The following is a 13956-nucleotide window of genomic DNA, read 5'->3' as shown; positions in this document are numbered from 1 at the left end:
TTGTGAGGGCCGGCATCATGAAAAGCGCGGTAATGTGCAGGAAATGGGCGCGGTAGTCAAAGTGGTTGTGTAACGGTCAGGCTTCGTCAAGGCGGGCGAAGCGGGGCACCTGCTCACCGGCGACTTCGACGGTTTCCCGGAACATGGTCAGAGGACGCACCCAGAGGCTGAAGTCACCGTAGAGGCAGCGGTACACCACCATCTGCTCTTCGGTTTCACTGTGCCGGGCAACGCCGAGGACTTCATAATCCTTGCCCTTGTAGTGTCGGTATTTCCCCGGACGTATCTCGTTCTTGCGTTCGGTCATTATTGGCCTCAATGGATTCGGTCTATGCTGGCCCTGTCGTTACGGAGGACGTAGCATTCGCAACCGTCTAAACTGGAAAAATTGCAGGGATGCGTACGACTCAGTCAGGGCCTGAAAGTGTAGAACACCAGGACGGGCCCGGAAACCGGAAACAGCTATGGTGCGGCAGTTATACTGCGTCCTTCTCATTGTATTCTCGCTGGCATGTCTGGCCAGCGTGCCTGTTCAGGCCGCTCCCGTTGCATTCGACTGGCTGGAAGCGCCCGCTGATGAATTGGCACTGGAAGACGTTCGCGCCCTGCCGCCCAGCGAGTGGCAGAGATCCGGCTCCAGCGAGGTGTTCAATCGCGGTTTCAGCGATGGCAGTTTCTGGCTAAAAATCGAGATTCCCCCAGAACCTGCGAACCGGGTGATGGAGATCGGCTATCCGTTGCTGGATGAGGTGTCTGTGCACTGGGTGCTCAATGGTGAGCTGATCCAGACCCACCATACCGGTGACACCCTGCCGTTCAAGAGTCGCCCGATCCACCATCGCAACTTTGTCTTCCTGGTGCCGTCGAATACCGAGCCGGTCACGGCTTTCGTTCGGGTAAAAACGCTCGGATCCGTCCAGATTCCGGTCGAAGTGACACCCTCGGCCGAATTCCTCGCCAATGAGCAGTTTTCCTACGGGTGGCAGACGATGTTTCTGGGCATCATCATTGCGATGGCGCTCTATAATCTCTTTCTGTTCGTCATCGTGCGCCACTCCACCTACCTCTGGTACGTGTTGACCGTAGTGTTCACCGGGCTGGTTCAGCTCAACTTCAATGGCCTGCTGTTCCAGTGGCTTTGGCCAAATGCCCCTGGTATCAACCAGTATTTCACCATTCCGGTTATCTGTGCTGCCCTCTTCTCCGCCATTATTTTCGCCATACGTTTCCTGAACATTCGGCATTACAGCCTGAAAAGCTACCGGTTCCTGCAGTGGGTTCTGACAGTGGTATTTGCCTGCCTCGTTTTCGGTCTGTTTGGCAGCTATCAGACGGGTATCGTGCTGGTTAGCGGCATTGCGGCAGTGGTTACGCCAGCGGCCTGGCTCATCGGTTTTCTGGTCTGGCGCAAGGGCCAGGTTCTTGGCGGCTTCTACGTGTTGGCCTGGACGCCGCTTTTGATTGGCCACCTGATTCTGGCGGTCAGCAAACTCGGTTTCATGCCTCGCAGCTTCCTCACCGAGTTCATGCCTCAAATCGGCGTGGCGCTGGAGGTCGTTCTGCTGTCCTTTGCCCTTGCCTATCGGATCAATCTCGAGCGTCGCAAACGCCATGAGGCGCAGGAACAGGCGCTGGCAATCCAGCAGCAGGCCAACCTGACTCTAGAGCTGCGGGTTCAGGAGCGTACCGACGAACTGGAACGGGCCAACGAGCAGCTCAGGGCAATCAGCCTCACCGACGGGCTGACCCACGTGGCTAACCGTCGACGGTTTGATGAAAAACTGCAGGATGAATGGAAGCGGGCCCAGCGACACGGTCATCCGCTGAGCCTGTTGCTACTGGATATTGATCACTTCAAGCGGGTAAACGATGAGCTGGGGCACCTGGTTGGCGACGATTGTCTGACCGAGGTCGCCGCTCTTTGCGCCGCAGAAGTCCAGCGGTCCGGCGATCTGCTGGCTCGCTACGGCGGCGAGGAATTCAGCATCCTGCTGCCGGCGACGCCGGAAGAGGGTGCGGTTCGGGTTGCCGAGCGAGTGCGTCTGGCGGTGGCCCGTGCCCAGGTCCATGCCGGCGAGGGGGTGGCGCCAGTCAGCCTTACCATCAGCGTGGGCGTTGCCTGCCTGGTACCAGACTCGGACATGGAGCCCCAGGAGCTGATCCGTCAGGCCGATGAGGCACTGTACGCCGCCAAGGAGTCCGGCCGTAACCGGGTTATGGTGGCCAGGGACTTCAGGCCAGCGACTGTGCCCGGCACCTGAAGTCCCCCGGATTTTTCAGTTCTTCAGCTTGTACCGCCCCGGTCCGAGGAAGATCACTGCCACCGCCGTAAACAGGAAGAAGCCCTGCAGCTCCAGCGCCCAGCCGCCGCTGCGTCCAAGGCTGAGGAGTTCGTTGCCATGAACCAGGATGATGGCAAAGAGCATGTTGAAAATAATCAGCAACGCACCGATCCGGGTCTGATAGCCAAGGATGACCATCAGCGGCGCAATTATTTCGCCCACATACACGCCGTAGGCCAGGAAGGTCGGCAGCCCGTGGCTGGCCAGCTCGCCTTCAATAAAACCGATGCCGTTGAGCAGTTTCGCTATGCCATGGAACAGCATCAGGCCACCCAGGGTCAGGCGGATAATCAGTTTTCCCAGATCAGCGTTTTCGAGCAAGGTATGGTTCTCCGTTTATAGATTGCGAATGTCAGGGTACAGCGGCAGCAGCTGCTTGATCAGCCGGTTCTGGGCGCCCGTGGGAATGTCGTTCTGTTCCATCGCCAGGATCAGGTTCTCGGCCAGGGCATTGAACTGGGTGTCGGTGATGGCCATGTCGGCGTGGAGTTCGCGCATCTCCCGTCCGGTGTAGGTGCAGGGCCCACCACTGAGTTCGCACAGCTGGTCCGTCAGGTTGTGGTGGAACTGGGCCACATCCATGCCCTTAAACTGCTGGTTGATGCGATCGTCCTCGACGATCAGGTACAGCAGGTCTTCCACCACGTTGGCGATGCCTTCCCGTTCACCCAGTTGCTGATACAGGGATGCATCAGGTTGGCTGCTCATACTCTGGCAGCCGCCCAGAATCATTGCCACCCCGAGCAGCAGGCTGGTGATCAGAAGCTTGAGGTTCCGTTTTGCCATGATCAGAAACTCCCCTGCAGCGAAAGATACAGACCTTGCTGATCTTCCAGCGTGGCCACGTCACCCAGGTTGACCAGAGCGCCGGTGACCGCCAGGCGGCGGTCCGGAACCCAGGCGACGAACACATCCCACCAGTCATCCTCGACGGCAAAGCCGAGATTGTCCGGTTTCTGCCGGTATTCGGCGCCCACCAGCCACTGACGGTTGAGGAAAAGCCCGACGCTGCCCTCCATCATCAGCTCATGGCTGTTGTTTCGGTCACCGCCAAAGCCCAGCAGCCCGCCCTGATTGGCCCGTGTTGCCCGCGCGGTCAGGTTAACCAGCAGGTTGCGCTCCATTACCGCGGCGAAGAACAGCTTGCTGCCACTGACATAAACATCGGTGCCACTGTCATCCCGGGCGCCGATTGCCGAGGGCACGGTGAAATCCCGCTGGCGCTTGTACTGAATGCCCGCAGACCACTGGCCCCAGGGAGTGTAAAGCACATCACCGGCGAGCCGCACCTTGGCGCCAAAAATGTCCTGGTTCAGTTCGTCCTGCTCAAGGCCGAAGCCGTCTTTGAGGGTAAACACCAGGCTGTCCAGATCCAGGGTCTGGCGGGCGATCGTGATTTCCAGACGGTTATTCCAGTTCAGCCCGGCGCCGGTCACCGAAAGCGAGTAATCGTCCACTTCGGCCCGGCTCAGGGCCAGGGTGCCGCCCCACTCTTCGTCGCTGGCGTAACTTCCCAGCAGGGCCCAGGGCACCAGGCCGCCGCCGGCACTGCCCTCTATGGTAGTAACGCCTCCTGTGGCCCAGATCCGGCTGCCGATGTCGGCCATGGCGGCGGGTGCTATCAGCAGCGCCAGGGATAGGGCCATCAGACGTCTAGCTGTCATTCTGAATACTCCGGGTTGGTTTGGGTCAATTCGTTGCGGCGGTCAGCCAGGGAACGGGCTGTCTCCGGCAGGTCCTCCGGTGCGACCGGACGGCTCAGATAAAAGCCCTGGCCCAGGTTGCAGCCCCAGTTTTGAAGAAGGCGCCAGGCCTCCAGGTTCTCGATGCCTTCGGCCACGACTTTCAGCCCCAGGCCGTGGGCCATATCGATGGTGGACTTCACGATCAACTGGTCCTGGGGCTCGGAATCCAGTCTCAGTACGAACGATTTGTCGATTTTCAGCTCCTGTACCGGAAGCTTGCGCAACTGGGACAACGAGGAATAACCGGTACCGAAATCGTCTACCGACAAGGTCACGCCCAGCTCCCGGAGCCGGTTCAGGGTGGCCATGGCTTCTTCAGGATCTTCCATCAGGGCACTTTCAGTGACTTCCAGAGTGACCTGCTCCAGGCCGTGATGCCAGTCGTGAAAGGTTTCCTCGATATGTCTGGTCAGAGCGGACCAGGTGAGGTCCATGGCGGACAGGTTGATGGCCACCCCTGCGTCAACACCCTGCTCATGCCATCGCCGGGCATCGCTGGCCACCCGCTGGAGGATATGGGCTGTCAGATCGTGGATCTGCCCGGACTGTTCGGCAAGAAAGATGAACTCTTCCGGGGAGATAAAACCCAGCTCGGGGTGAACCCATCGCACCAGGGCCTCCACCTGCACCAGCTCGCCGGTCTGGCTGTTCAGTTTGGGCTGGTAGTTCATGTGCAAGCCGTTATCCAGGATTGCGGTGTGCAGATCGGTAACCAGCTTCAGTTCCCGGAGATGACTTTCATCCTGCCCGGGCTTGTAGCGGGTGAAGGCTTCGGGGTGGGCCTCGGCCTGCTCGAAGGTAAGGTTGAGCCTCCGTCGTAGGGCATCGGTATCAGAGGCATCTTCCGGCAGTTCCATGGTGACGACGGTGACCCGGAGGGAGAAGGGAGTCTGGTCCACCTGCAACGGGGATTCGATAAGGTCGTGAAGTTCCCGGATCCTGTGGTTGCCCTCCCTTGGTGGCAGTGAAGGAATCAGGGCCAGGAACTCCCCACCGCCGGTGCGGGCGAGGATACGGGCATCCGGGAGTGCCTGCTGTAGTCGCCTGGCAATGCCAATCAGGACTTTGTCACCGAACTCCAGACCCAGGGTATCGTTGATGTCGGAGAGGTCGTTCAGCCGGATGCCCACCAGGGTGCCCCGGCCGCGGCTATCAAAAAGGTCGGCGGCCTCCTGCATCAGGGCGTTACGGTTCTTCAGCCCGGTGACATCATCATGGGTTGCTGCATACCGGATCTGGGCTTCCCGTTCCCGAAGGCCAGACAGCATATCGCGCAGGGCGTTTCGGAGCTGGGTCAGTTCGCCGCCAGCCCGGATTGCCGGTGCCTGGGGCGTAGTACCCTCGCCGATGGCCCGTGCGTAGCTTGCCAGTTGCAACACCGGGCGCCCGAGGTTCCGGGCAATAACCAGCGCAAGCAGAATGGCGAAAATCAGGATGGCGGTCACCAGCAGGGAAATCTCCACCGCCCGTTGGTAGTAGTTCTGGAGCGTGGCATCACGACTGATCAGCAGCACCGCCTGAATGGCGGCGGGCTCGGATTTGCCCAGGTTGATAATGCGGGTGAAATAGCCGGCGCTTTCGATAAAATTGGCGCCACCGGAGGCGCCGGCGAGTTCCTGTTCCAGGTTGTCATCGATACGGGTGGTGGCAGCAAAACTGCTCAGGCTGCCTGTCTGGTCCGATCTTGCCCGGAAAATCACCGAAGTCCCACTGAGCCGGGCGATTACTTCGGCCAGGGCTTGGTCCATGGCGAAACCGGTAACCAGCCAGGCCCGCAGACCGGGCGCCTCGATCGGGATTACCAGAACCTCAAAGCCCCGGCCGTCAATGGCCCTCAGTGCCCGGGTAAAACCGTTGCGGCGGGCGTTTACCAGCTGTTCCGAAGCTATTTCAGGAAAAGGTCGTTGCAGGGTTGAGGCCAGGGGTTCCCCCTGACTGTCGAGCAAGAGTGCAAAGTCGGCGCCCACCCTGCCGCTGTGGTTTTCCAGGGCGCTGTCGATGGTTGCCGGGTCGCGGCTGGCAATGGCGGAGCGAAAGCCGAAATCCTGAACCACGACGCTGAGCCGGGACAGTTCCAGCTCGGTGCGCCGGTCAATGACTTCGTTGGTCAGCCGCTCACCGATGGCCAGTTGCTCGAGGGCCCGGCTTTTTTCATCCTCGAACAGGTACACCATCAGCAGGGCCACGATCACCAGACTGACCAGGGCCACCAGTGAAATCATGGCGGCAATCAGTCGGCCGCGGAATCCGAGACGAGACGCCAAACCCATCAAAGCTCCCGGAAGCGTTGCTGAAGACGGTCCAGTGAACTTTCTGCGGCAGGTTCGGGCTCAAGGTTGAGGGTTACCATTGCCCGCCCGGTGCCAAGTTCGATCTCGCGGGTGACCGGGCGGGTGTTATCTGGCAATCGTGGGTGCCAGATATCAATTGCCACCTTGTTCTGCCCGCCTTCGGTACTCTGAGGTGCGATGGACAGGGTGACCTTGCCAGAGGAATCCGTCCGCCCTGTGGCGGCGGTATCGGTGACCACCACAAAGCCCTGCATGTGATCGTGAATGTTGCACCCCAGTTCAACAATGCCTGGTTCATCGAAAACGATGGGCGCTGCCGGACGGTCAGCGTAGAGTTCGATGTTGAAGGTTTTGGCCGGCGAGAACGAATAGACGTGATGCTGGGTGTTGTCGCGGTTCGGAAAATCCACGCTTGAGCCGACGGGGACCACCAGAACCTGCGGATGGAAGGCGCGATCCTGCTGGTAAATTTCGGTGGAAAGCGGCTCGGGCTTGCGCCCGTCTTTTATGGAAACCACGGCATTGGCCACGGGCTCGGTGCTGCCATCCAGGGTGACGGTCAGGGACAGCTCGTACGCGTTGGCTGCCACCGCCATGGCAGACATCAACAGGCCCGCCACTACTGCAATCGCTGATACTCTCATTAAACCTCTGAACCTGTCAGGCCAGGCCGGAACCGAGGGAAAATCGAATGTGATTCCTTACCAACAGATTTTCCCAGTAATGCCGCATCCAGTCCCAGGCGGCGTTGTTCACTTGCTCGACAAACGGGTCGAGGTTCAGTTCGTAGTAGTCCGGCGTGCCTGCTATCTGCAACACGGTTACGGTGATGGAGTCGTCCAGCTCATTGGCAAAGGGCTCGCCTATCAGCTGATGGGCCAGCAGGTTAGCACGAGTTGCCTCTATATCCACGATTTCGCTGGCTCTCGTGCACCGGTTGTTTTCGTACATCTCTTCCATCAGCCGATGGCATAGATAGGCACGAATCAGCAGGCCATCGAGACCGTCATAGCGAACAAGAAGTGCCGACGGCTGGGTGAAATACCGGATCGCGGCATTCACGAATGGTTCGAACAGATCGGCTTTGCCCGCTTCACGGGCACAGGCCTCCACGCACTCGATCAGACGTGGAGCCATTTCGATGTATTCAACCACAAACTGGAACAGGCAGGTGGCGGGTTGGTAGCCCTCGATAGTGACCGCAGACGGCAGCGCGGCAACCTTTTCGTGGAGTTGCCGGAGGAAGGTTCCGGAGCGGGCCTCCTTGCGCCGCGCCTGGTCAATAATCTCTAGGACTACCTGTGGTGTCATTTCAGGAGATGCCGATGTCTGAACGAATTGAGGTCGCAAGGCGCCTCCCGTTGTTAGCAACTGATAGCAACGAGTTCCCGGGCAGGAGAGGAGGGCTGGCTACCACAACGTGCCTGCCTGTCCAGACAAGTGTAGCCGAGATTTTTCCACCTGCTTTTCCGCCATTGCGAAAATACACGGCCGTAATGTTACAGATTGAATCTGCGTCACTGGCTCTCGAACCACCGGCCATGACGGGTGTGGGACCAGCAGAGCCAGCCCATGCTCACGGCCCGCGCCACCATCAGGGAAATCAGCGCGAACCAGAGCCCGTGATTGCCCCAGCCTGTGGTCAGCCACCACGCCGGTGCAAACACGGCCAGGGCCGAGAACAGCATGGTGTTCTGCATGTCCCGGGTCCGGGTGGCTCCGATGAACACCCCGTCCAGAAGGAAACCCCAGACTGCGGCAAACGGTAGCAGCCATAACCAGGGCAGGTAACGCCAGGCGGTGGCTCTGACCTCTTCGATACCGGTAAGCAGCGAGATCAGCCAATGTCCGCCGGCCACAAAAACAATGGTGAGCAACAGGGCGCCCCAGAGTGACCATCTCAGGGCACTGCGGAAGACCACCCGGAACTGGCGTCGGCTGCCTTTTCCCACGGCTTCGCCAATCAGCGCCTCGGCGGCATTGGCGAAACCGTCCAGGGCGTTCGATATGAGTAGCAGAAAGGTGATCAGAACCGCGTTTGCCGCCAGGATGGTGTCGCCCTGGCGGGCACCCTGGGCGGTAAAGAATGCCAGCACCAGCAACAGGGCGATGGTGCGAACCATGATGTAGCGATTCACCCGGAGGATCTTCAGGTAATCCTCCAGTTTGCCGAACAGGGCGCGGGTGAGTGTCTGGCCTTCAGGCATCCGACTCAACACGATCAGGAATCCGATCGTGGCGGCACCGTACTCGGCAATCACCGTGGCGATGGCCACGCCTCTGCTGTTCCAGCCCAGCACGGTAACGAAGAGTATATCCAGCACGATGTTCAGGCCGTTGGCGGCAATCAGCATGATCATGGGGCCCCGGGGAAACTGGGTGCCGATCAGCCAGCCAACCAGCGTGTACTGGCACAGAACGGCCGGCGCGCTCCAGATCCGGATAGCTGCATACTCGGCCGCCAGCTCGGTAACGCCCTGACTGGGATTCATAAGGGTCAGACCTGTCTGGATCAGCGGCTGGTGACACAGAATCAGCAGCACGCCAATCCCCGTTGCCAGCAAGACCGAGCGCAGCAGTAGAGCCACCTGGCTGAAGCTGTCGCGCTTGCCCCATGCCTGGGCCGCCAGGCCGGTCGTGCCCATCCGCATGAAGCCAAAGGTCCAGTACAGGATGCTGAACAGATTGGCGCCCACGGCAACGGCGCCCAGATATTCGGGGCTTTCCAGATGCCCGAGCACGGCAGTGTCCACCAGTCCCAGCAGAGGCACAGTGAGATTGGTGAGCATCAACGGCCAGGCCAAAGCCCATAGTCGCCGGTCGGTCGCCGGGAGGTTAAAAGTCATATTCTTTTTAAGTCTTAAAATTCCGTGGTTAGCTTTTTTGGATTTAGCCGATTTTTTAGTCTTTTTTTGATCTGTGTCTATACTCGAATCTGAGGTATCCGTAAGCAGGCTTCCACTCTGGTTTTTCTGGTGTATGCGAGCGCCAGTGATACCGGTGGGATAACGCAAAATCCGACAAGAATAACACTCTGTGGAGACACAGTATGCGCGTGCACGCTCAGCGGGCAGGTGCCCTTTTAGGCGGTCTGATGTTCCCCGCCTGGTCCATGGCGGACTGGACACTGAACATGACCCCGGGGGTGACCGGCACCAGTAATGAAATTTTCAGCCTTCACATGACCATACTCTGGATCTGCGTCGTCATTGGCGTCGTGGTTTTCGGAGTCATGTTCTGGTCTATTTTTGCCCATCGAAAATCCCAGGGCGCCAAACCGGCCAACTTCCACGAAAATACCCTGGTCGAGATTCTCTGGACCATCATACCTTTTGTCATTCTGGTTGTTATGGCGATTCCTGCCACGGCGACCCTGGTCGATATGTATGACACCACGGAATCGGAAGTGGATATCAAGGTCACCGGCTATCAGTGGAAGTGGCAATACGAATACATTAATGAGGATTTTGGCTACTTCTCCAACCTCTCCACACCACGGGATCAGATCGAGAACCGTCAGGCCAAGGGCGAGAATTACCTGCTGGAGGTGGACAACCCGCTGGTGATTCCGGTGGGCAAGAAGGTGCGCTTCCTGTTGACGGCCAACGATGTTATCCACTCCTGGTGGGTGCCGGATTTCGGCGTCAAGAAGGATGCCATTCCCGGCTTTATCAACGAGACCTGGACCCGTGTGGACGAGCCCGGTATCTATCGCGGTCAGTGCACCGAGCTTTGCGGCAAGGACCATGGCTTCATGCCGGTCGTTGTCGAGGCGGTTCCCGAGGAGGAGTACAACGCCTGGGTTGCCGAAAAGAAAGAAGCGGCCGAACGTGAACGCCAGCTGACCCAGAAAGACTGGACCATGGCCGAGCTGATGGAGCGCGGCGAAAAAGCCTACCAGACCGCCTGCGCCGCCTGTCACCAGGCGGATGGCAGCGGTGCTCCGCCGGCCTTCCCCGCGCTGAAGGGCAGCCCTATTGCAACCCAGGACATGGCGGCCCACATCGACATTGTGGTGAACGGCAAGTCCGGAACGTCAATGCAGGCTTTCGGCAACCAGCTGAGCGAAGTGGACCTGGCGGCGGTGATTACCTACGAGCGGAACGCCTGGGGTAACAACACCGGTGAAATGGTCACTCCGAAAGAAATTTTTGATTACAAGAACCAGCAGTAATCATCGCCAGATAACAGATATCACCAGCCACAATAAATGGCGGTAACGGGGGTTTTCATGAGTGCGGTTGCAGATACCCACGCCCAGGATCATCATCACGGCCCGGCCAAAGGCATCAGCCGCTGGCTGCTGACCACGAACCACAAGGATATCGGGACCATGTACCTGATATTCAGTTTCGCCATGTTCCTTCTGGGCGGAACCATGGCCATGGTCATTCGGGCAGAGCTGTTCCAGCCCGGTCTGCAGATTGTGCAGCCCGAGTTCTTCAACCAGATGACCACCATGCATGGCCTGATCATGGTCTTCGGTGCGGTCATGCCGGCCTTTGTGGGCCTGGCCAACTGGATGTTGCCTCTGATGATCGGGGCGCCCGACATGGCACTGCCGCGGATGAACAACTGGAGCTTCTGGCTGCTGCCCTGCGCCTTCCTGATCCTGGTCTCCACGCTGTTCATGGAAGGTGGTGCGCCCAACTTCGGCTGGACCTTCTACGCGCCCCTGTCGACGACCTATGGGCCGCCCAGTACCACCTTCTTCATTTTTGCCGTCCATATCATGGGTATTTCCTCGATCATGGGCGCCATCAACGTGATCGCCACCATCCTGAACCTGCGGGCGCCGGGCATGACCCTGATGAAAATGCCCCTGTTCGTCTGGACCTGGCTGATCACCGCGTTCCTGTTGATCGCCGTAATGCCGGTACTGGCCGGGGTGGTCACCATGATGCTGATGGACATCAACTTTGGCACCAGCTTCTTTGACGCCTCCGGCGGCGGTGACCCGGTGCTGTTCCAGCATGTGTTCTGGTTCTTCGGGCATCCCGAGGTGTACATCATGATCCTGCCGGCCTTCGGGGCGGTTTCCCACATAATCCCGGCGTTCTCCCGAAAGCCGCTGTTTGGCTACGCCTCCATGGTCTATGCGGTGGGCGCCATCGCCCTGCTTTCCTTCGTGGTCTGGGCGCACCATATGTTCACCGTGGGTATTCCCATCGTGGGTCAGCTGTTCTTCATGTACGCCACCATGCTGATTGCGGTACCGACCGGGGTGAAGGTGTTCAACTGGGTGGCCACCATGTTCCGGGGTTCTCTTACCTTTGAGGCGCCCATGCTGTTTGCGGTGGCCTTCGTGATCCTGTTCACCATCGGTGGTTTCTCCGGCCTGATGCTGGCCATCGCGCCGGCTGACTTCCAGTACCACGATACCTACTTCGTGGTTGCCCACTTCCACTATGTACTGGTACCGGGTGCGATCTTCGGGATCTTTGCTTCCGCCTACTTCTGGCTGCCCAAGTGGACCGGCCACATGTATGACGAAACCCTGGCCAAGACCCATTTCTGGCTGTCGTTTATCGGTATGAACCTGGCCTTCTTCCCGATGCACTTCCTGGGCCTGGCGGGCATGCCGCGCCGTATTCCCGACTACGCACTCCAGTTTGCGGACTTCAACATGGTTTCCAGCGTTGGTGCCTTCATGTTCGGTGCCACACAGCTGTTGTTCCTGTTGATCGTGGTCAAGTGCATCAAGGGTGGCAAGGAGGCTCCTGCCAAGCCCTGGGATGGCGCTGAAGGCCTTGAGTGGACTGTGTCCTCACCGGCGCCATACCACACGTTTGCCACTCCCCCGGAAGTGAAGTAACCGGAGCGCGGGCCCATGACAGACCAACAGGTGAACAACTCAGGCGCACCCCGGGGCAATGCCCGGGTGGTGGGCTGGTGCCTGGCCGGCGTTGTCGGCATGTTTGCCTTCGGGTTTGCCATGGTGCCCCTGTACGACGTGTTCTGCGAGATTACCGGGATCAACGGCAAGACCGGTGGCCGGTACGAGTCCACCGAGGTGGCCGAAGCGGATATGACCCGCACGGTGAAAGTCCAGTTTCTTGCGTCCAATGGCCCGGGGATGACCTGGAAGTTTCGCCCGGTCGTGCGTTCCGTGGAGGTGCATCCCGGGGAGCCGACCACGGTGAACTTCTATGCGGAAAATCCGACAACCGAGGCCATGGTCGGGCAGGCGGTCCCAAGCCTGGCACCTTCGGAAGGCACACTGTACTTCCACAAGACCGAGTGCTTCTGCTTCAACCAGCAACCGCTTGAGGCCGGTGAAAGCACCGAAATGCCGCTCATTTTCATCGTCGACAAGGACCTGCCCGAGCACATCACCAAGCTCACGCTGTCCTACACGCTGTATGACCAGGGCAAGCAGCCGGCGGTAACGCAAACTTCCCGGAAAGACACAACAACAAACGATAACGGATAAGCCATCGGAGACTGTCATGGCGGAAAACCAGACCTATTACGTTCCGGAACAAAGCAAGTGGCCCATCATAGCGACCGTTGGCCTTGGGGTGACCCTCTACGGGGTGGCCGCCATCATGGTCAATGGCAAGCAGGGTGAGAGCACGACAGGCGCCTGGATCATGTTCCTGATTGGCGCCCTGATCATGGCGTATATGCTGTTTGGCTGGTTCGGAAACGTCATTAAAGAGAGCCGGGCTGGGTTGTACAGCGAACAGATGGACCGCTCGTTCCGCTGGGGCATGAGTTGGTTCATCTTCTCAGAGGTAATGTTTTTTGCGGCGTTTTTCGGCGCCCTCTTCTACGTTCGCGTGTTCGTTGTGCCCTGGCTTGGCGGTGAGGGCGACAAAGGCAGCACGAACATGTTGTGGGAGGGGTTTTCGGCCAACTGGCCACTGATCAACAACCCCAATCCTGAAGCCTACCCTGGCCCCAAGGAAGTCATTAGCGCCTGGGGCCTGCCGTTGATGAACACCATTCTGCTGGTCACCTCGTCATTCACGATTACGGTGGCTCACCATGCCCTGAAAGTGGGTAACCGGGCGAAAACCAAGCTCTGGCTGGCGATAACCATTGCTCTTGCACTGGTCTTCCTGTTCGTACAGGGCTACGAGTACATGCACGCCTATCAGGATCTGGATCTGACCCTCAGTTCCGGCATATACGGCAGCACATTCTTCATGCTGACGGGCTTCCATGGCGCCCATGTGATGCTGGGTTCGTTGATGCTGATCATCATGCTTGTACGCATCAACAAGGGACACTTTACGGCCGAGAAGCATTTTGGCTTTGAGGCGGCGGCCTGGTACTGGCACTTCGTGGATGTTGTCTGGCTTGGCCTGTTTGTTTTTGTTTACATTATTTGAGGTTCAAGGATCAGGGCGTCGGGTTAAGTGTCAGGGCGCCCTGCCAAAGCGCGATCAGAATGATCGCCAGGAGCAGTATGCTAAGCGCGACCCGCACCGCCAGAGAGTTCACGACCCGATGGGTTTTGCCGCCATCCTTGATAAGAAAGAACAGGCCACTGAACAGGCTCACCACAACGGCAAGCATCAGAAAAACGATTACGGCCTTGAGCATGAGAGCTCCTGTTTCTATGGGTGTTGT

The 13956-nt window shown here is 58.8% G+C and carries 14 protein-coding genes; 5 read left to right on the top strand and 9 right to left on the bottom strand.

Features of this window, described 5'->3' with window-relative positions; genetic code table 11:
- Positions 1-76: 76 nt before the first annotated feature.
- On the bottom strand, positions 77-307 hold the full coding sequence (locus tag QZ534_RS12675; protein WP_296934832.1) for a DUF1653 domain-containing protein: 231 nt from the start codon (positions 305-307) through the stop codon (positions 77-79).
- A 157-nt stretch (positions 308-464) separates the two neighbouring features.
- On the opposite strand from QZ534_RS12675, the gene QZ534_RS12670 reads away from it, so the two are divergent.
- Entirely contained in the window at positions 465-2261 is a 1797-nt protein-coding gene (locus QZ534_RS12670) for a diguanylate cyclase (protein WP_296934831.1), read from the top strand.
- Positions 2262-2276: 15 nt separating this feature from the next.
- On the opposite strand, the gene QZ534_RS12665 is transcribed toward QZ534_RS12670, so the two are convergent.
- From QZ534_RS12665 to QZ534_RS12635, 7 genes are all read right to left on the bottom strand, one after another.
- The gene (locus tag QZ534_RS12665; protein ID WP_008176705.1) at positions 2277-2663 is read right to left on the bottom strand and encodes a DoxX family protein; all 387 of its coding nucleotides are present in this window, start codon (positions 2661-2663) and stop codon (positions 2277-2279) included.
- Between the two features lie 15 nt (positions 2664-2678).
- On the bottom strand, positions 2679-3128 hold the full coding sequence (locus QZ534_RS12660; protein ID WP_296934830.1) for a group 1 truncated hemoglobin: 450 nt from the start codon (positions 3126-3128) through the stop codon (positions 2679-2681).
- A 2-nt stretch (positions 3129-3130) separates the two neighbouring features.
- Entirely contained in the window at positions 3131-4006 is an 876-nt protein-coding gene (locus tag QZ534_RS12655) for a DUF3034 family protein (RefSeq protein WP_296934829.1), read from the bottom strand.
- Positions 4003-6357, bottom strand: coding sequence for an EAL domain-containing protein (locus QZ534_RS12650; RefSeq protein WP_296934828.1), 2355 nt, complete (start codon positions 6355-6357; stop codon positions 4003-4005). Before QZ534_RS12650 ends, QZ534_RS12655 begins: the two co-directional genes overlap by 4 nt.
- On the bottom strand, positions 6357-7022 hold the full coding sequence (locus tag QZ534_RS12645; protein WP_296934827.1) for a methylamine utilization protein: 666 nt from the start codon (positions 7020-7022) through the stop codon (positions 6357-6359). Before QZ534_RS12645 ends, QZ534_RS12650 begins: the two co-directional genes overlap by 1 nt.
- Positions 7023-7038: 16 nt before the next feature.
- Entirely contained in the window at positions 7039-7689 is a 651-nt protein-coding gene (locus tag QZ534_RS12640) for a hypothetical protein (protein ID WP_064229410.1), read from the bottom strand.
- Between the two features lie 206 nt (positions 7690-7895).
- Positions 7896-9224 carry an MATE family efflux transporter gene (locus QZ534_RS12635; protein ID WP_296934826.1) on the bottom strand — a complete coding sequence of 443 codons (1329 nt, stop codon included), beginning with the start codon at positions 9222-9224 and terminating at the stop codon, positions 7896-7898.
- 203 nt (positions 9225-9427) lie between these two features.
- Between QZ534_RS12635 and coxB the strand changes: the two genes are divergently transcribed.
- Genes coxB through QZ534_RS12615 form a run of 4 tightly spaced genes read left to right on the top strand, consistent with a single transcriptional unit; the run spans position 9428 to position 13715 of the window.
- On the top strand, positions 9428-10552 hold the full coding sequence (coxB, locus tag QZ534_RS12630; protein ID WP_296934825.1) for a cytochrome c oxidase subunit II: 1125 nt from the start codon (positions 9428-9430) through the stop codon (positions 10550-10552).
- Between the two features lie 57 nt (positions 10553-10609).
- Complete coding sequence (gene ctaD / locus QZ534_RS12625) at positions 10610-12193, top strand: cytochrome c oxidase subunit I (protein WP_296934824.1); 1584 nt, start codon at positions 10610-10612, stop codon at positions 12191-12193.
- Positions 12194-12208: 15 nt separating this feature from the next.
- Positions 12209-12811, top strand: coding sequence for a cytochrome c oxidase assembly protein (locus QZ534_RS12620; RefSeq protein WP_296934823.1), 603 nt, complete (start codon positions 12209-12211; stop codon positions 12809-12811).
- 16 nt (positions 12812-12827) lie between these two features.
- The gene (locus QZ534_RS12615) at positions 12828-13715 is read left to right on the top strand and encodes a cytochrome c oxidase subunit 3 (RefSeq protein ID WP_296934822.1); all 888 of its coding nucleotides are present in this window, start codon (positions 12828-12830) and stop codon (positions 13713-13715) included.
- A 10-nt stretch (positions 13716-13725) separates the two neighbouring features.
- Here QZ534_RS12615 and QZ534_RS12610 read toward each other — a convergent pair whose 3' ends face one another.
- Positions 13726-13929 carry a twin transmembrane helix small protein gene (locus QZ534_RS12610; protein WP_296934821.1) on the bottom strand — a complete coding sequence of 68 codons (204 nt, stop codon included), beginning with the start codon at positions 13927-13929 and terminating at the stop codon, positions 13726-13728.
- Positions 13930-13956: the final 27 nt, after the last annotated feature.

Origin of the sequence: uncultured Marinobacter sp. (assembly GCF_913055835.1) — a bacterium.
GTDB lineage: Bacteria > Pseudomonadota > Gammaproteobacteria > Pseudomonadales > Oleiphilaceae > Marinobacter.
This window is presented reverse-complemented; position numbering and strand designations above follow the sequence as displayed.

What these genes read in the sequence shown, in the direction of transcription:
- QZ534_RS12675 (WP_296934832.1), bottom strand. Translation starts at nt 307, where the DNA reads ATGACCGAACGCAAGAACGAGATACGTCCGGGGAAATACCGACACTAC.
- QZ534_RS12670 (WP_296934831.1), top strand. Translation starts at nt 465, where the DNA reads ATGGTGCGGCAGTTATACTGCGTCCTTCTCATTGTATTCTCGCTGGCA.
- QZ534_RS12660 (WP_296934830.1), bottom strand. Translation starts at nt 3,128, where the DNA reads ATGGCAAAACGGAACCTCAAGCTTCTGATCACCAGCCTGCTGCTCGGG.
- QZ534_RS12655 (WP_296934829.1), bottom strand. Translation starts at nt 4,006, where the DNA reads ATGACAGCTAGACGTCTGATGGCCCTATCCCTGGCGCTGCTGATAGCA.
- QZ534_RS12650 (WP_296934828.1), bottom strand. Translation starts at nt 6,357, where the DNA reads ATGGGTTTGGCGTCTCGTCTCGGATTCCGCGGCCGACTGATTGCCGCC.
- QZ534_RS12645 (WP_296934827.1), bottom strand. Translation starts at nt 7,022, where the DNA reads ATGAGAGTATCAGCGATTGCAGTAGTGGCGGGCCTGTTGATGTCTGCC.
- QZ534_RS12640 (WP_064229410.1), bottom strand. Translation starts at nt 7,689, where the DNA reads ATGACACCACAGGTAGTCCTAGAGATTATTGACCAGGCGCGGCGCAAG.
- QZ534_RS12635 (WP_296934826.1), bottom strand. Translation starts at nt 9,224, where the DNA reads ATGACTTTTAACCTCCCGGCGACCGACCGGCGACTATGGGCTTTGGCC.
- coxB (WP_296934825.1), top strand. Translation starts at nt 9,428, where the DNA reads ATGCGCGTGCACGCTCAGCGGGCAGGTGCCCTTTTAGGCGGTCTGATG.
- ctaD (WP_296934824.1), top strand. Translation starts at nt 10,610, where the DNA reads ATGAGTGCGGTTGCAGATACCCACGCCCAGGATCATCATCACGGCCCG.
- QZ534_RS12620 (WP_296934823.1), top strand. Translation starts at nt 12,209, where the DNA reads ATGACAGACCAACAGGTGAACAACTCAGGCGCACCCCGGGGCAATGCC.
- QZ534_RS12615 (WP_296934822.1), top strand. Translation starts at nt 12,828, where the DNA reads ATGGCGGAAAACCAGACCTATTACGTTCCGGAACAAAGCAAGTGGCCC.
- QZ534_RS12610 (WP_296934821.1), bottom strand. Translation starts at nt 13,929, where the DNA reads ATGCTCAAGGCCGTAATCGTTTTTCTGATGCTTGCCGTTGTGGTGAGC.